Annotated in this window: 29 protein-coding genes; all 29 read right to left on the bottom strand. The window is 42.1% G+C overall.

Features of this window, described 5'->3' with window-relative positions; all coding sequences use genetic code 11:
• Positions 1–159: 159 nt before the first annotated feature.
• On the bottom strand, positions 160–549 hold the full coding sequence (gene rpsK / locus AS034_RS21525; protein WP_032085294.1) for a 30S ribosomal protein S11: 390 nt from the start codon (positions 547–549) through the stop codon (positions 160–162).
• A gap of 25 nt (positions 550–574) precedes the next feature.
• Positions 575–940 (bottom strand): 30S ribosomal protein S13, encoded by a 366-nt coding sequence (rpsM, locus tag AS034_RS21520; RefSeq protein WP_032085293.1) that lies wholly within the window; start codon positions 938–940, stop codon positions 575–577.
• A 24-nt stretch (positions 941–964) separates the two neighbouring features.
• Positions 965–1,078 (bottom strand): 50S ribosomal protein L36, encoded by a 114-nt coding sequence (rpmJ, locus tag AS034_RS21515; RefSeq protein ID WP_003156543.1) that lies wholly within the window; start codon positions 1,076–1,078, stop codon positions 965–967.
• 38 nt (positions 1,079–1,116) lie between these two features.
• Positions 1,117–1,335 (bottom strand): translation initiation factor IF-1, encoded by a 219-nt coding sequence (infA, locus tag AS034_RS21510; RefSeq protein ID WP_003217190.1) that lies wholly within the window; start codon positions 1,333–1,335, stop codon positions 1,117–1,119.
• Entirely contained in the window at positions 1,328–1,651 is a 324-nt protein-coding gene (locus AS034_RS21505; protein ID WP_032085292.1) for a KOW domain-containing RNA-binding protein, read from the bottom strand. The genes infA and AS034_RS21505 overlap by 8 nt, the downstream gene beginning before the upstream one ends.
• Positions 1,652–1,666: 15 nt before the next feature.
• Positions 1,667–2,413 (bottom strand): type I methionyl aminopeptidase, encoded by a 747-nt coding sequence (gene map, locus AS034_RS21500; RefSeq protein ID WP_032085291.1) that lies wholly within the window; start codon positions 2,411–2,413, stop codon positions 1,667–1,669.
• Positions 2,410–3,063: an adenylate kinase gene (locus tag AS034_RS21495; protein WP_032085290.1), complete on the bottom strand. Its 654-nt coding sequence runs from the start codon at positions 3,061–3,063 to the stop codon at positions 2,410–2,412. The genes map and AS034_RS21495 overlap by 4 nt, the downstream gene beginning before the upstream one ends.
• 61 nt (positions 3,064–3,124) lie before the next feature.
• On the bottom strand, positions 3,125–4,417 hold the full coding sequence (gene secY / locus AS034_RS21490; RefSeq protein ID WP_032085289.1) for a preprotein translocase subunit SecY: 1,293 nt from the start codon (positions 4,415–4,417) through the stop codon (positions 3,125–3,127).
• Positions 4,417–4,857: a 50S ribosomal protein L15 gene (rplO, locus tag AS034_RS21485; RefSeq protein ID WP_032085288.1), complete on the bottom strand. Its 441-nt coding sequence runs from the start codon at positions 4,855–4,857 to the stop codon at positions 4,417–4,419. Before rplO ends, secY begins: the two co-directional genes overlap by 1 nt.
• A gap of 32 nt (positions 4,858–4,889) precedes the next feature.
• Positions 4,890–5,072, bottom strand: coding sequence for a 50S ribosomal protein L30 (gene rpmD, locus AS034_RS21480; RefSeq protein ID WP_032085287.1), 183 nt, complete (start codon positions 5,070–5,072; stop codon positions 4,890–4,892).
• A gap of 13 nt (positions 5,073–5,085) precedes the next feature.
• Positions 5,086–5,586 (bottom strand): 30S ribosomal protein S5, encoded by a 501-nt coding sequence (gene rpsE, locus AS034_RS21475; protein ID WP_032085286.1) that lies wholly within the window; start codon positions 5,584–5,586, stop codon positions 5,086–5,088.
• A gap of 21 nt (positions 5,587–5,607) precedes the next feature.
• A complete protein-coding gene (rplR, locus tag AS034_RS21470; RefSeq protein ID WP_032085285.1) occupies positions 5,608–5,970 on the bottom strand; it encodes a 50S ribosomal protein L18 in 363 nt (120 codons plus the stop codon).
• Between the two features lie 33 nt (positions 5,971–6,003).
• A complete protein-coding gene (rplF, locus tag AS034_RS21465; RefSeq protein WP_032085284.1) occupies positions 6,004–6,543 on the bottom strand; it encodes a 50S ribosomal protein L6 in 540 nt (179 codons plus the stop codon).
• Between the two features lie 30 nt (positions 6,544–6,573).
• The gene (rpsH, locus tag AS034_RS21460; RefSeq protein WP_032085283.1) at positions 6,574–6,972 is read right to left on the bottom strand and encodes a 30S ribosomal protein S8; all 399 of its coding nucleotides are present in this window, start codon (positions 6,970–6,972) and stop codon (positions 6,574–6,576) included.
• Between the two features lie 30 nt (positions 6,973–7,002).
• Complete coding sequence (locus tag AS034_RS22570) at positions 7,003–7,188, bottom strand: type Z 30S ribosomal protein S14 (RefSeq protein WP_010191505.1); 186 nt, start codon at positions 7,186–7,188, stop codon at positions 7,003–7,005.
• A gap of 24 nt (positions 7,189–7,212) precedes the next feature.
• Positions 7,213–7,752 carry a 50S ribosomal protein L5 gene (gene rplE / locus AS034_RS21455; RefSeq protein ID WP_032085282.1) on the bottom strand — a complete coding sequence of 180 codons (540 nt, stop codon included), beginning with the start codon at positions 7,750–7,752 and terminating at the stop codon, positions 7,213–7,215.
• A gap of 26 nt (positions 7,753–7,778) precedes the next feature.
• Positions 7,779–8,090, bottom strand: a complete 312-nt coding sequence (gene rplX, locus AS034_RS21450) for a 50S ribosomal protein L24 (RefSeq protein ID WP_032085281.1) — start codon at positions 8,088–8,090, stop codon at positions 7,779–7,781.
• A 36-nt stretch (positions 8,091–8,126) separates the two neighbouring features.
• Complete coding sequence (gene rplN, locus AS034_RS21445) at positions 8,127–8,495, bottom strand: 50S ribosomal protein L14 (RefSeq protein ID WP_032085280.1); 369 nt, start codon at positions 8,493–8,495, stop codon at positions 8,127–8,129.
• A gap of 45 nt (positions 8,496–8,540) precedes the next feature.
• A complete protein-coding gene (gene rpsQ, locus AS034_RS21440) occupies positions 8,541–8,804 on the bottom strand; it encodes a 30S ribosomal protein S17 (RefSeq protein ID WP_032085279.1) in 264 nt (87 codons plus the stop codon).
• A gap of 20 nt (positions 8,805–8,824) precedes the next feature.
• The gene (gene rpmC / locus AS034_RS21435; RefSeq protein ID WP_032085278.1) at positions 8,825–9,028 is read right to left on the bottom strand and encodes a 50S ribosomal protein L29; all 204 of its coding nucleotides are present in this window, start codon (positions 9,026–9,028) and stop codon (positions 8,825–8,827) included.
• Entirely contained in the window at positions 9,018–9,452 is a 435-nt protein-coding gene (gene rplP / locus AS034_RS21430) for a 50S ribosomal protein L16 (protein WP_032085277.1), read from the bottom strand. Before rplP ends, rpmC begins: the two co-directional genes overlap by 11 nt.
• Positions 9,453–9,454: 2 nt before the next feature.
• Entirely contained in the window at positions 9,455–10,111 is a 657-nt protein-coding gene (rpsC, locus tag AS034_RS21425; RefSeq protein WP_032085276.1) for a 30S ribosomal protein S3, read from the bottom strand.
• Between the two features lie 3 nt (positions 10,112–10,114).
• A complete protein-coding gene (gene rplV, locus AS034_RS21420; RefSeq protein WP_032085275.1) occupies positions 10,115–10,456 on the bottom strand; it encodes a 50S ribosomal protein L22 in 342 nt (113 codons plus the stop codon).
• Between the two features lie 19 nt (positions 10,457–10,475).
• Entirely contained in the window at positions 10,476–10,754 is a 279-nt protein-coding gene (gene rpsS / locus AS034_RS21415) for a 30S ribosomal protein S19 (protein ID WP_032085274.1), read from the bottom strand.
• Positions 10,755–10,814: 60 nt separating this feature from the next.
• Positions 10,815–11,645, bottom strand: a complete 831-nt coding sequence (rplB, locus tag AS034_RS21410; RefSeq protein ID WP_032085273.1) for a 50S ribosomal protein L2 — start codon at positions 11,643–11,645, stop codon at positions 10,815–10,817.
• Between the two features lie 30 nt (positions 11,646–11,675).
• Complete coding sequence (gene rplW, locus AS034_RS21405; protein WP_058300085.1) at positions 11,676–11,960, bottom strand: 50S ribosomal protein L23; 285 nt, start codon at positions 11,958–11,960, stop codon at positions 11,676–11,678.
• Positions 11,960–12,583 carry a 50S ribosomal protein L4 gene (gene rplD / locus AS034_RS21400; RefSeq protein WP_032085271.1) on the bottom strand — a complete coding sequence of 208 codons (624 nt, stop codon included), beginning with the start codon at positions 12,581–12,583 and terminating at the stop codon, positions 11,960–11,962. Before rplD ends, rplW begins: the two co-directional genes overlap by 1 nt.
• 30 nt (positions 12,584–12,613) lie before the next feature.
• Positions 12,614–13,246 carry a 50S ribosomal protein L3 gene (rplC, locus tag AS034_RS21395; RefSeq protein WP_032085270.1) on the bottom strand — a complete coding sequence of 211 codons (633 nt, stop codon included), beginning with the start codon at positions 13,244–13,246 and terminating at the stop codon, positions 12,614–12,616.
• A gap of 35 nt (positions 13,247–13,281) precedes the next feature.
• Entirely contained in the window at positions 13,282–13,590 is a 309-nt protein-coding gene (gene rpsJ / locus AS034_RS21390) for a 30S ribosomal protein S10 (protein WP_007085291.1), read from the bottom strand.
• Positions 13,591–14,308: the final 718 nt, after the last annotated feature.

The raw sequence follows: 14,308 nt of genomic DNA, 5'->3' as shown, positions 1-14,308 counted from the left end.
CCTTCAAAACGTCGAAACTCCGGGCTAAATAAATGAAGTCCGAAATTCCCCATGTTTACGTTCCCTATTGTGCACCAACAACTGGTTACATTTTTCTGAACGAACGTATTTTGTATCATATCCCATTATAGACAACGATACAAAATTTATACAGAAAAATTAAACGCGGCGACGTTTTGGCGGACGGCATCCGTTATGAGGAACTGGAGTAACGTCTCTGATTGCAGTAACCTCAAGACCGGCAGCTTGAAGAGCACGGATGGCAGCTTCACGTCCAGCTCCAGGTCCTTTAACTGTTACTTCAAGAGTTTTCAAACCGTGTTCCTGGGAAGCTTTTGCAGCAGTTTCAGCAGCCATTTGTGCTGCGAAAGGAGTAGATTTACGAGAACCTCTGAATCCTAGTGAACCTGCACTTGACCATGCAACAGCGTTTCCGTGAACATCAGTGATAGTTACGATTGTGTTATTAAATGTAGAACGAATGTGTGCAATACCAGCTTCGATATTCTTTTTCACACGACGTTTACGAGTGTTAGTTTTACGTGCCATGTTAAGAAGTAACCTCCTTTACCTATTATTTTTTCTTGTTTGCTACAGTCTTACGAGGACCTTTACGTGTACGAGCGTTGTTCTTCGTATGTTGTCCACGAACAGGTAGTCCACGACGGTGACGAAGACCGCGGTATGAACCGATTTCCATAAGACGTTTGATGTTTAGAGAGATCTCACGACGAAGATCACCTTCAACCTTTAATTTATCAACGATATCACGAATCTTTCCTAGTTCGTCTTCAGTTAGATCACGAACGCGAGTATCTGCAGAGACACCAGCTTCTGAAAGAATTTGTTGTGCAGTATTTTTACCAATACCGTAGATGTATGTTAATGAAATGACAACACGTTTGTCACGTGGAATGTCTACACCAGCAATACGTGCCATAGTGATAGCGCACCTCCTTTAAGTTTAGCCTTGTTTTTGTTTGTGTTTAGGGTTTTCACAGATAACCATGACTTTACCTTTTCTGCGGATGACTTTACACTTTTCGCAGATCGGCTTAACAGATGGTCTAACTTTCATCTTATTCTAACCTCCTTAATAGTACGGAGTGCAATGAATTATTTATAACGATAAGTGATTCTACCACGAGTTAAGTCATACGGTGATAATTCAACTGTCACCTTGTCACCAGGTAAGATACGGATGAAATGCATACGAATCTTTCCTGAAACATGGGCCAGAACTGTATGACCATTTTCTAATTCTACCTTAAACATCGCGTTAGGCAAAGTCTCGGCGACCGTACCTTCCACTTCAATTACATCATCCTTAGCCATCGAACATGTCTCCCTTCTTCTCATCAATTAATACTTCATTCACAAACTTTGTAACAGCATAGCGCAGTTTACCGTTCGTTACTTTTCCTGTTTCGATAATACTGTTTTGAACTTCTGGAGAAACATAGTCAAACAGTTGAAGATGTCCGATATTCTTTCGCTTGGCGCGGTCGAATTTCCTTCTATCTCCGTCTGCTATGAGTACAAAACGTTCATCCAATTGCTGAACAACGACCGAATACGTTCCAGCTTCCCTGCCCTTAAGCGGCAGGACGATCTGGCCTATACTCGGAACCGTCGAATCTGACTCGATCAATCCAATCACCTTCACTTAGGCTTTCGTCAATATCTCATAGCCGTCTTCAGTAATTGCAATGGTGTGTTCAAAGTGCGCACACATTTTATCATCAACTGTCACGACTGTCCAGTTATCCGATAACGTTCTAACATATCGACTTCCTGCATTAACCATTGGTTCAATCGCCAGTACCATGCCAGGCTTCAAGCGAGGACCTTTGTTAGGCGGTCCATAATGAGGAATCTGAGGGTCCTCATGTAAGTCTTGACCAACTCCGTGTCCCACATACTCTCGAACGATAGAAAAGCCATTTGCCTCAACAAAAGTTTGAATACTATGAGAGATATTCGACAGACGTTCGCCTGGTTTAGCTTCCTTAAGCCCCAGATATAAAGATTCCTCTGTTACATCCAGAAGCTTGCGGGTTTCATCATCAATCTTCCCAACTGGATAGGTCCAGGCGGAGTCACCGTGATAGCCGTTATATTTCGCACCGATATCGATACTGATTATATCGCCATCTTTCAGCACCCGATCTCCCGGAATTCCATGTACCAGCTCGTTGTTGACCGAAGCACAGATGCTGCCACGAAACCCATTATACCCTTTAAAAGATGGAATTGCATCATGTTTACGAATGAATTTTTCAGCAATTGCATCCAATTCTTTCGTCGATATTCCAGGAAGAATATGCTTTTGCAATTCCGCATGAGTCAGTGCCACGATTTTGCCAGCGTGACGCATGATCTCAATCTCTCTCGGAGTTTTACAAATGATCATACTGAAAGGCCTCCAAGTAGTACATCAATGTCAGCAAACACTTTATCGATGTCTTGTTGACCGTCAATGTTTTTGAGATAGCCTTTATCTTCGTAGTATGCCAAAAGCGGCTGGGTTTGTTTGATGTTTACATCCAGGCGGTTTTGAACTGTTTCTTCGTTATCATCAGCACGCTGATACAGTTCTCCTCCACAGCGGTCGCAAACGCCCTCTTCTTTTGGCGGATTAAAGACAAGATGATAAGTAGCGCCGCACTCTTTACAGATTCTGCGACCTGTCAAGCGCTCCATCAGGATGTCCTTATCTACATCTATATTAATGACATAATTCATTTTTTTACCAAGATCAGCGAGAATGTTTTCAAGTGCTTCTGCCTGGGCTACCGTTCTCGGGAACCCGTCAAGCAAGAAGCCCTTTTCACAGTCCTCTTTGCTTAATCGTTCACGGACGATTCCGATTGTCACTTCATCAGGGACAAGATCGCCGTTATCCATGAATGATTTAGCCTTCAAGCCAAGCTCAGTGCCATCTTTGATAGCAGCACGGAACATGTCACCAGTCGAAATATGAGGGATACCATATTTTTCAACGATTTTCTCAGCTTGAGTGCCTTTTCCTGCGCCTGGTAAGCCCATAAGAACAATATTCACTCGAACTCCCCCTCAATGTCTATAAAATGGCTTCAGGAACTGGACGTTCCCGAAAACCCTCTTATTTAATGAATCCTTTGTAGTGACGCTTCACTAGCTGTGCTTCCAATTGCTTCATTGTCTCAAGTGCCACACCGACTACGATGAGCAGGCTTGTTCCGCCAATTTGTGCCGCAGGCGGCAGACCGGCGAAGTTAATGAAAAGCATTGGGAGAATTGAGATCACAGATAAGAATATAGCCCCTACAAATGTTAGGCGGTACAGAACGCGAGTGAGATACTCCTGAGTGGTTTTACCCGGTCGGATACCAGGGATATATCCACCCTGCTTCTTCAAGTTCTCCGCCATTTGTTCCGGATTTACTTGAATGAAAGCATAGAAGTAAGTAAACGCGACGATCAATGCAACATAGATGATCATACCGACCGGCTTCGTGTAATCAAAGATGTACTGGATCGTACTTGTCACATCATTATCTCCAAAGAAAGTCGAGATGGTCTGAGGTGTAATGATAAAGGAAATCGCGAAGATTACCGGAATAACACCTGCAGCATTGACTTTCAAAGGAAGATGCGTTGATTGTCCGCCAACCGGACTGCGCCCCACTAAACGTTTTGCATATTGAATCGGGATTTTACGAAGTGCTTGTTGAATGAACACTGTACCAACCACGATTGCAATAACTGCCAAAAGTATAAGTGCAAGAACCACAATGCGAAGGAAAAGCTGCTCGCCTGCACCTTCGATTTGTTGAGCATAAATTTGGTTTACAGTGTTAGGAATCGCAGCTACGATACCTGCAAAGATCAGGATCGAGATACCATTTCCAACACCCTTAGCCGTGATTTGTTCACCCAGCCACATAAGAAAAGCCGTACCGGCTGTCAATACCAAAGCGATTAACAGGTACGTGCTTACTCCAGGGCTTTGGATAAGCATTCCACCATAAATTCGGTTAAAGCCGTAGGACATACCCAGAGCTTGGATGAAACCGAGAATGATTGTGAAATAACGAGTGAACTGAGCTAATTTACGGCGGCCTACTTCACCTTGCTTCGACCATTCAGTGAACTTAGGGACAACGTCCATTTGAAGCAGCTGAACAATGATCGAAGCCGTGATGTAAGGCATGATTCCCATCGCGAAGATGGAGAAGTTCTGCAGCGCACCACCGCCAAAAGTATTCAGGAATCCGAGAATTCCTGCCTGGTCTTGCATCTTCAATACATTTGCGTCTACGTTTGGCACCGGAATGAAGGTACCAAGACGGAAGACGACTAACATTAAAAGGGTGAAGATAATTTTATTTCTTATATCACCCACGCGCATAAAATTGGAGATAGTTTGGAACATTAGATCACCTCAGATGTACCGCCAGCAGCTTCGATAGCTTCTTTAGCAGTGGTTGAGAATTTGTGTGCTTTTACTGTAAGCTTTTTCTCGATTGAACCTTTACCAAGAATCTTGATTCCTGCTTTTTCGTTACTTACTAGACCAGTTTCAACTAGTAGAGTAGGAGTAACTTCTGTACCATCTTCGAAGCGATTCAATGCGTCAAGATTGACGATTGCATATTCTTTACGGTTGATGTTGGTGAAACCGCGTTTAGGTAAACGTTGGAATAAAGGAGTTTGACCACCCTCGAATCCTGGGCGAGTTCCTCCGCCTGAACGAGCGTTTTGTCCTTTATGACCTTTACCGGCAGTTTTACCATTACCAGAACCAATTCCACGTCCTACGCGATTGCGGACTTTACGTGAACCTTCTGCAGGTTGTAACTCATGTAATTTCATGTCGGCACCTCCTTGTTATCGAAAGAAATCGATTATTTTTCTGTTACCGTTACAAGGTGAGCAACCTTGTTGATCATTCCGCGGATAGCAGCGTTGTCTTGTTGCTCAACTGTTTGATGCATTTTACGAAGTCCTAAGGCTTCAACAGTCTTACGTTGGTCTTGTGGACGTCCGATTACACTGCGAGTGAGGGTAATTTCTAGTTTGTTAGCCATCGTTATCCCTCCCTTATCCTAGTAGTTCTTCTACTGATTTACCACGTAACTTAGCTACGTCTTCAGCACGCTTTAATTGTTTTAAACCTTCGATTGTTGCACGAACCATGTTGATCGGAGTGTTGGATCCTAGTGATTTAGAAAGGATATCTTGTACCCCTGCTAATTCTAGTACCGCACGAACAGGTCCACCAGCAATAATTCCTGTACCCGCAGAAGCAGGCTTGATAAGAATTTGACCAGCACCAAATCGTCCAGTTACTACGTGAGGAGTTGTACCTCCTACCATAGGAACTTCAACAAGATTCTTTTTCGCATCTTCAATTGCTTTGCGGATTGCCTCAGGTACTTCTTGAGCTTTACCCGTTCCGAAACCAACGTGACCGTTTTTGTCGCCTACTACTACAAGAGCAGCGAAACGGAAACGACGTCCACCTTTAACAACTTTCGCAACACGATTGACTGTAACTACGCGTTCTTCAAATTCTAGTTTGCTTGGATCAATATTACGCATCTGGATTGTCCCTCCTTTTTATTAAAATTCTAAGCCGTTTTCACGAGCTGATTCAGCTAGAGCTTTGATACGGCCATGATATAGATATCCACCACGGTCAAATACTACAGATTTTACACCTTTATCTGCCGCACGCTTCGCAACTAGTTCTCCAACTTTAGCAGCTGCATCAACAGTTGCTGTGGATTCTAATCCGAAATCTTTATCTTTAGAAGATGCACTTGCAAGAGTAACACCGTTCATATCATCGATAATTTGAGCATAGATGTTTTTGTTAGAACGGAAAACGTTCAGACGAGGACGAGTTTCAGTTCCAGTAATTTTTGAACGTACACGGGCATGTCTTTTCTTACGTGTTTTGTTCTTATCTGGCTTAGTAATCACCTACGGTCACTCCTTTCTTTTGCCTACGCGGCATTATTTACCTGTTTTACCTTCTTTACGACGAACATATTCACCTTCGTAGCGAATACCTTTTCCTTTGTAAGGCTCAGGAGAGCGTACTGCACGAATGTTAGCTGCTAATGCACCAACACGTTCTTTGTCGATCCCTTTGATAGAGATCTTTGTATTTGCTGGTACTTCGATTTCGATACCTGCTTCAGGCTCGATTTCAACCGGGTGAGAGTACCCAACGTTAAGCACAAGCTTAGTACCTTGTTTTTGAGCACGGTAACCTACACCGACAAGCTCAAGATTTCTTTCGAATCCTTTAGATACACCTTCAACCATGTTCGCGATCAAGGCACGAGTTGTACCGTGTAACGCGCGGTGTTCTTTTGCATCAGAAGGACGCGTAACTGTTACTGTGTTACCTTCTAATTCAACTTTAATATCAGAACTGAATGTACGAGAAAGTTCACCTTTTGGTCCTTTTACAGTTACTAGGTTGTCTTCACCTACTGTAAGAGTAACGTCAGATGGCATTTCGATAGGCTGTTTTCCTACACGTGACATCCTGTTGCACCTCCATTCATTTAAAAACTATTACCAAACGTAAGCTAATACTTCTCCGCCCACTTGTTGTGCACGAGCTTCTTTATCAGTTAAAACACCTTGAGAAGTGGAAACAAGTGCGATACCTAATCCGTTTAATACTTTAGGTACTTCTGTAGATTTTGCATATACACGTAAACCTGGTTTAGAGATACGCTTTAATCCAGTGATTACGCGCTCGTTGTTTGCTCCATATTTTAAGAAAATGCGGATAACACCTTGTTTGTTATCTTCAACATATTCTACGTCACGTACGAAACCTTCACGCTTGAGGATTTCGGCGATTTCTTTCTTGATGTTAGAAGCAGGAACTTCCAGTCTTTCGTGACGAACCATGTTCGCATTACGGATGCGAGTAAGCAAATCTGCAATTGGATCTGTCATTGTCATAATAATTTACCTCCTTCCCAATATAGGGTATTACCAACTAGCTTTCTTAACGCCAGGAATCTGACCCTTGTATGCAAGTTCACGGAAACAAATACGGCAAAGCTTGAATTTACGGATTACTGAATGAGGACGTCCGCAACGTTCGCAACGAGTGTACGCTTGAACATTATGCTTTGGCGTGCGTTTTTGTTTCGCAATCATTGATTTTTTAGCCACATTTTCGCCTCCCTTATATAGCGATTACTTTTGGAATGGCATTCCGATTTGAGTCAATAGCTCACGAGCTTCTTCGTCTGTGTTAGCAGTAGTAACGATAACGATATCCATACCGCGTACTTTAGACACTTTATCATAATCAATCTCAGGGAAAATCAATTGCTCTTTCACACCAAGAGTGTAGTTACCGCGACCGTCGAATGCTTTTTTAGAAACACCGCGGAAGTCACGTACACGTGGAAGTGATACAGAGATCAATTTATCTAAGAATTGGTACATACGCTCTCCGCGTAGAGTAACTTTTGCACCGATAGGCATACCTTCACGAAGACGGAAGCCTGCGATAGATTTTTTAGCTTTTGTTACAACTGGTTTTTGACCAGTGATTTGAGTCAATTCGTCAACTGCTACATCAAGAGCCTTTGAGTTTTGAACTGCATCACCGATACCCATGTTGACAACGATCTTTTCAACTTTAGGTACTTCCATTACTGATTTGTAATTGAATTTGCTCACTAGAGCTGGGCTGATTTCACTTTGAAATTTTTCTTTTAGGCGGTTCATTCAGAATACCTCCCTTCTTAATCGTACTATTTATCTAGAACTTCACCTGATTTTTTTGCTACACGTACTTTTTTACCGTTTTCCGTTTTGTAACCTACACGAGTTGCCTCGTTAGATTTCGGATCTAGAAGCATAACGTTTGATACGTGGATAGATGCTTCCTGGCTGATGATTCCGCCTTGCGGGTTCATCTGTGAAGGCTTAGCGTGTTTTTTCACAACGTTGATTCCTTCAACAAGCACTCGGTCGTTCTTAGGGAACGCAGCAAGAACAGTTCCTGTTTTGCCTTTGTCTTTCCCAGTAATGACCACTACTTTATCGCCTTTTTTCACATGCATTTCATCGCACCTCCTTGATTGGCCAATGCTAATCTATTAAAGAACTTCTGGAGCTAAAGATACAATTTTCATAAAGTTGCTGTCACGTAATTCACGAGCAACAGGTCCGAAGATACGAGTTCCACGTGGTCCTTTATCGTCACGGATGATTACACATGCGTTCTCGTCGAACTTGATGTAAGTACCGTCTTGACGGCGCACACCAGACTTCGTACGAACGACAACTGCCTTTACTACGTCACCTTTTTTAACAACGCCACCTGGTGTTGCTTGTTTTACTGTACATACGATTACATCACCGATGTTAGCAGTCTTGCGTCCAGAACCACCAAGAACTTTAATCGTTAATACTTCACGAGCACCAGAGTTGTCAGCAACTTTTAAACGTGATTCTTGTTGAATCATGTAGGTTACCTCCCTTCGGAATTACAAATTATCCGAGCAAATATATTAGATAATAACTGCTTTTTCAACAACTTCTACTAAACGGAAACGTTTCGTAGCAGATAGTGGACGAGTCTCCATGATACGTACGATATCGCCTACTTTTGCTTCGTTGTTCTCATCATGAGTTTTGAACTTCTTAGAGTACTTTACGCGCTTGCCGTATAGAGAATGCTTTTTATAAGTTTCTACCATAACCGTTACTGTTTTATCCATTTTGTCGGAAACAACACGGCCAGTGTAAACCTTACGTTGGTTGCGGTCACTCATTTAAGCAAACCTCCTCTCATTTATCGATTGTTAACCCCGATCTCTCTTTCACGGATTACAGTTTTCATACGAGCGATCCCTTTGCGGACTTCACGGATGCGGGCTGTGTTTTCAAGTTGGCCAGTCGCAAGTTGGAAGCGAAGGTTAAATAACTCTTCTTTCAGAGTTTTTACTTTTTGTTCAATTTCGGCAGTGGTTAGGTCACGAATTTCATTAGTTTTCATTTGATTCACCACCAATTTCTTCTCGTTTTACAAACTTGCATTTAACAGGAAGTTTGTGTGCTGCAAGACGAAGAGCTTCACGAGCAACCTCTTCAGAAACACCAGCTACTTCAAACATGATTTTTCCAGGCTTAACTACTGCTACCCAACCTTCTGGAGCCCCTTTACCAGAACCCATACGTACTTCTAGAGGTTTAGCAGTGTAAGGTTTATGAGGGAAGATTTTAATCCATACTTTACCGCCACGTTTCATGTAACGAGTCATAGCGATACGAGCTGATTCGATTTGACGGTTTGTGATCCAAGAAGCTTCAGTAGCTTGAAGACCGTATTCACCGAACGCAACTTCCTGACCGCCTTTAGCACGACCACGCATTTTACCACGGTGTTCGCGACGATGTTTAACGCGTTTAGGTAATAACATAATTATTTGCCTCCTTCCTCAGATTTCTTTCTTGTAGGAAGAACTTCTCCACGGTAGATCCATACTTTAACACCAAGCTTACCGTAAGTTGTGTCAGCTTCTGCGTGAGCATAATCAATGTCAGCGCGAAGAGTATGAAGTGGAACAGTACCTTCACTGTAATGTTCAGCACGAGCGATGTCAGCTCCGCCAAGACGACCAGATACTTGTGTTTTGATTCCTTTTGCACCAGCACGCATCGCACGTTGGATGGCTTGCTTTTGAGCACGACGGAATGAAACACGGTTTTCCAGTTGGCGAGCAATGTTTTCTGCTACTAATTTAGCATCAACGTCAGCTCTCTTGATTTCAACGATATTGATGTGTACACGTTTTGAAGTAAGTTCGTTAAGTGCTTTACGAAGAGCTTCAACTTCAGTACCACCTTTACCGATAACCATACCAGGTTTTGCTGTATGAACAGTAATGTTGATACGGTTTGCAGCGCGTTCGATTTCTACTTTAGAAACAGATGCGTCTACTAAACGTTTTGCAATATATTCACGTACTTTTAAGTCTTCGTGTAAAAGTGTAGCGTAATCTTTGTCTGCGTACCATTTAGACTCCCAATCACGAATTATACCGACACGAAGTCCGACCGGATGTACTTTTTGACCCACGGATTATCCCTCCTTCTTTTCTGATACTACAAGTGTAATGTGACTTGTACGTTTGTTGATTTGACTTGCACGACCCATCGCACGTGGACGGAAACGTTTAAGTGTTGGTCCTTCATTTACATAAGCCTCAGTTACGATCAGGCTGTTAATATCCATGTCATAGTTATGCTCTGCGTTTGCGATAGCAGATTTAAGTACTTTTTCAACGACTGGTGAAGCTGCCTTAGGCGTGTGCTTAAGAATCGCAACTGCTTCTCCAACTTGCTTACCTCGGATTAGATCGATGACTAAACGTACTTTACGAGGAGCAATACGTACTGTTCTAGCAACAGCTTTTGCTTGCATTAGGATACCCTCCTCTCAATTAGCGTCTTGTTTTCTTATCATCACTGCCATGACCTTTGTAAGTACGAGATGGTGCAAATTCACCAAGCTTGTGTCCTACCATGTCTTCAGTGACGTATACAGGTACATGTTTACGACCATCGTAAACTGCGATAGTGTGACCGATGAATGCTGGGAAGATCGTTGAACGGCGAGACCAAGTCTTAACAACTTGTTTGCCTTCAGTTTCGTTCAATTTTTCGATCTTTGTCATTAAATGATCATCAACAAAAGGTCCCTTTTTTAAGCTACGACCCATGTTTGAACCTCCCTTCGTGATTGTGCTACGGTTCTGTGAACGAACCGTAGTTCAATCCCGTTATTTTTTGCGGCGACGCACAATAAATTTATCAGATTTGTTGTTCTTCTTACGTGTCTTGTATCCAAGAGTAGGTTTGCCCCATGGAGACATTGGTGACTTACGTCCGATTGGCGCACGTCCTTCACCACCACCGTGTGGGTGATCGTTAGGGTTCATAACAGAACCACGAACTGTTGGGCGCTTACCTAACCAGCGAGAACGTCCTGCTTTACCGATGTTGATAAGTTCGTGCTGTTCGTTTCCAACTTGACCTACTGTAGCGCGGCAAGCAGAAAGGATCATACGAGTCTCACCAGAGTTAAGGCGTACAAGAACGTATTTACCTTCTTTACCAAGTACTTGTGCAGATGTACCAGCAGAACGTACCAGCTGACCACCTTTACCTGGTTTAAGTTCGATATTGTGTACTACTGTACCAACAGGAATGTTGATAAGCGGTAACGCATTACCTGTTTTGATATCTGCTTCTGGTCCAGACATTACTTCCATACCTACTTCGATTGACTTAGGTGCAAGGATGTAACGCTTTTCTCCATCAGCGTAATTGATTAGTGCAATATTTGCAGAGCGGTTTGGATCGTATTCGACCGTAGCAACGCGTCCAGGTATACCATCTTTATCACGCTTGAAGTCGATGATACGGTATTGACGCTTATGACCGCCGCCTTGATGACGAACTGTTAACTTACCTTGGTTGTTACGGCCACCCTTTTTATGCAGGGGTGCTAAAAGTGACTTTTCCGGAGAATCCGTAGTGATTTCAGCGAAATCAGATGAAGTCATACCGCGACGACCATTAGAGGTAGGTTTGTACTTTTTAATCGCCATGTTTTTCCCTCCTCTTCTTAATTAAGTGAATTATACTTCAAAGAATTCGATTTCTTTACTATCAGCAGTAAGTTTAACGATTGCTTTACGACGCTTGTTAGTGTAACCAGCGTGTTTACCCATACGCTTGAACTTACCTTTGTAGTTCATGATGTTGACTTTATCTACTTTAACGTCAAAGATTTCTTCGACAGCATCTTTAACTTGAGTTTTGTTCGCTCTAGTATCAACTTCGAACGTGTACTTTTTCTCAGACATAAGATCTGTAGAAGCTTCTGTGATTACGGGGCGCTTAATGATTTCACGTACATCCATTATGCAAGCACCTCCTCTACTTTTTCGACAGCTGTTTTAGTCATCACTAGTTTGTCGTGTCCTAATACATCTAGAACGCTGATTCCATCTGCAGGAACAACAGTCACACCAGGGATGTTACGAGCTGAAAGTGCTACGTTTTCGTCAAGACCGTCAGTCACAACTAATGTTTTAGCGTTAATTGAAAGACCTTTAAGAACGTTAGCAAATTCTTTTGTTTTTGGAGCATCAAATGATAATGCTTCTAATACTAAGATGTTCTCTTCCACTACTTTAGAAGAAAGAGCAGATTTGATCGCTAAGCGACGAACTTTCTTAGGTAATTTATAGCTGTAGCTGCGTGGAACTGGTCCAAATACAGTACCACCGCCGCGCCATTGTGGAGAACGGATTGACCCTTGACGAGCACGACCTGTTCCCTTTTGACGCCAAGGCTTGCGCCCACCGCCACGTACTTCAGAACGATTTTTTACTTTATGATTTCCTTGACGTAAAGAAGCTCTTTGCATTAATACTGCTTCGAACAGTACATGCTTGTTTGGTTCGATACCAAATACAGAATCATTAAGTTCGATATCACCAACTTTAGAACCTGTTTGGTTAAATAATGCTACTTTCGGCATTCTTGTTTCCTCCTTTCCTGAGAAGTTCTATTATTTAGCTGCTTTGACAGCTGTTTTTACTTTGATAAGTTGTTTCTTAGGTCCAGGTACATTACCTTTTACCAAGATAAGGTTGCGTTCTGCATCCACTTTTACGATTTCAAGGTTTTGAATCGTGATTTGTTCTCCACCCATGCGTCCAGGTAGTAATTTACCTTTGAATACGCGGTTCGGATCGACAGGACCCATTGAACCAGGACGACGGTGATAACGAGAACCGTGAGACATAGGTCCGCGAGATTGGTTATGACGCTTGATAGCACCTTGGAAACCTTTCCCTTTTGAAACTCCTGTTACATCTACTACATCGCCTGCAGCGAAAATATCAACTTTGACTTCTTGACCAACTTCGTACTCTTCTACGTTTACACCGCGGATTTCACGGATGAAGCGCTTAGGAGCAGTTTCAGCTTTAGCAACGTGGCCTTTCGACGGTTTGTTAGAAAGCTTGTCGCGTTTGTCTTCGAAACCTACTTGGATCGCTTCATAGCCATCAACTTCAGTAGTTTTCTTTTGAAGAACAACGTTTTGAGCAGCTTCGATAACTGTTACCGGGATAAGATCACCGTTTTCAGCAAAAACTTGAGTCATACCAATCTTTCTTCCTAAGATTCCTTTGGTCATAAGTCACACCTCCTGTTAATGTTGTTTTTATAAAATTAAAGTTTGATTTCGATATCTACACCAGATGGTAAGTCTAAACGCATTAGCGCATCAACTGTTTGTGGTGTTGGGTTCACAATGTCGATTAAGCGTTTGTGTGTACGCATTTCGAATTGTTCACGAGAATCTTTGTATTTGTGCACAGCACGCAAGATTGTGTAAACAGACTTTTCAGTCGGTAGTGGGATCGGTCCTGAAACCGCCGCACCTGAACGTTTTGCTGTTTCAACAATTTTCTCAGCTGATTGATCAAGAATTCTGTGATCATAAGCCTTTAAACGGATACGAATCTTTTGTTTTGCCATTATTTTCCCTCCTTTTTCGCCTATTTTTAAATAGACATTCTCCATGGAAATTTCCCACACACTCGCCATGGCAAAGCGGCCGGGTGTGTCAGCAACCTTCCATTTCATCGCAGTCAAAGACCAACATTGTCTATTATAACTAAAACACCTAGAAGATGCAAGGGTTTCTTGCAGAATCTATATGTTTCGCACACTTTCTCTATTATACAAAGTGGGTAGGTGAATATCAAGGGTATGGGGAGTTTTCATAATATTTAATAATGGTTGATGGGTTTGAGGATTTGGTTTTGTATTTTGGCGGGTTATTTATATAGAAGAAAGTCGGTTTTAAATGAAGTATTTTAGTTTTTTGAATGGTGACAATGAGCAGTGGATGATTTTTTGAGTAGTTCCAGTTCAAGTTAGGTTTCATTACAATTATTCTTAGAGGATTATAAATTGGAAAATAGGAACGTATTTTTGATATTAGGAATGTATATCCCAGATTAGGATCATAAAATTCAGATCAGGATCATAAATCTTGAAAATTGAACGTAAAATTTTATAAAGGGTCGTACACCACTGTGAAACTTGTATTGTCATTGATCCAGAAACAAATTTCAGCAGCTTTATGTAAAATTAGTTCATTTTCTTTCTCCAACTTTTCATTTTAACTAATACTCCTTACAGACCCCCTGCATATTTAGTCCACAATAAAACTTAAATATAAAAAAGCAGG

The organism is [Bacillus] enclensis (assembly GCF_001456935.1).
Classification (GTDB): domain Bacteria; phylum Bacillota; class Bacilli; order Bacillales; family Bacillaceae_B; genus Rossellomorea; species Rossellomorea enclensis.
This window is presented reverse-complemented; position numbering and strand designations above follow the sequence as displayed.

Coding starts and splice junctions, on each gene's coding strand:
- rpsS (WP_032085274.1), bottom strand. CDS start 10,754: ATGGGTCGTAGCTTAAAAAAGGGACCTTTTGTTGATGATCATTTAATG.
- rplO (WP_032085288.1), bottom strand. CDS start 4,857: ATGAAATTACATGAGTTACAACCTGCAGAAGGTTCACGTAAAGTCCGC.
- rpmD (WP_032085287.1), bottom strand. CDS start 5,072: ATGGCTAACAAACTAGAAATTACCCTCACTCGCAGTGTAATCGGACGT.
- rplB (WP_032085273.1), bottom strand. CDS start 11,645: ATGGCGATTAAAAAGTACAAACCTACCTCTAATGGTCGTCGCGGTATG.
- rpsJ (WP_007085291.1), bottom strand. CDS start 13,590: ATGGCAAAACAAAAGATTCGTATCCGTTTAAAGGCTTATGATCACAGA.
- rplW (WP_058300085.1), bottom strand. CDS start 11,960: ATGGATGTACGTGAAATCATTAAGCGCCCCGTAATCACAGAAGCTTCT.
- secY (WP_032085289.1), bottom strand. CDS start 4,417: ATGTTCCAAACTATCTCCAATTTTATGCGCGTGGGTGATATAAGAAAT.
- rplN (WP_032085280.1), bottom strand. CDS start 8,495: ATGATTCAACAAGAATCACGTTTAAAAGTTGCTGACAACTCTGGTGCT.
- rplF (WP_032085284.1), bottom strand. CDS start 6,543: ATGTCACGTGTAGGAAAACAGCCTATCGAAATGCCATCTGACGTTACT.
- map (WP_032085291.1), bottom strand. CDS start 2,413: ATGATCATTTGTAAAACTCCGAGAGAGATTGAGATCATGCGTCACGCT.
- rpmJ (WP_003156543.1), bottom strand. CDS start 1,078: ATGAAAGTTAGACCATCTGTTAAGCCGATCTGCGAAAAGTGTAAAGTC.
- rplC (WP_032085270.1), bottom strand. CDS start 13,246: ATGACCAAAGGAATCTTAGGAAGAAAGATTGGTATGACTCAAGTTTTT.
- rpsH (WP_032085283.1), bottom strand. CDS start 6,972: ATGACAATGACAGATCCAATTGCAGATTTGCTTACTCGCATCCGTAAT.
- rplP (WP_032085277.1), bottom strand. CDS start 9,452: ATGTTATTACCTAAACGCGTTAAACATCGTCGCGAACACCGTGGTAAA.
- rpsE (WP_032085286.1), bottom strand. CDS start 5,586: ATGCGTAATATTGATCCAAGCAAACTAGAATTTGAAGAACGCGTAGTT.
- rplD (WP_032085271.1), bottom strand. CDS start 12,583: ATGCCGAAAGTAGCATTATTTAACCAAACAGGTTCTAAAGTTGGTGAT.
- rpmC (WP_032085278.1), bottom strand. CDS start 9,028: ATGAAAACTAATGAAATTCGTGACCTAACCACTGCCGAAATTGAACAA.
- rplE (WP_032085282.1), bottom strand. CDS start 7,752: ATGAACCGCCTAAAAGAAAAATTTCAAAGTGAAATCAGCCCAGCTCTA.
- rpsK (WP_032085294.1), bottom strand. CDS start 549: ATGGCACGTAAAACTAACACTCGTAAACGTCGTGTGAAAAAGAATATC.
- rpsQ (WP_032085279.1), bottom strand. CDS start 8,804: ATGAGTGACCGCAACCAACGTAAGGTTTACACTGGCCGTGTTGTTTCC.
- rplV (WP_032085275.1), bottom strand. CDS start 10,456: ATGCAAGCAAAAGCTGTTGCTAGAACAGTACGTATTGCTCCTCGTAAA.
- infA (WP_003217190.1), bottom strand. CDS start 1,335: ATGGCTAAGGATGATGTAATTGAAGTGGAAGGTACGGTCGCCGAGACT.
- rplX (WP_032085281.1), bottom strand. CDS start 8,090: ATGCATGTGAAAAAAGGCGATAAAGTAGTGGTCATTACTGGGAAAGAC.
- rpsM (WP_032085293.1), bottom strand. CDS start 940: ATGGCACGTATTGCTGGTGTAGACATTCCACGTGACAAACGTGTTGTC.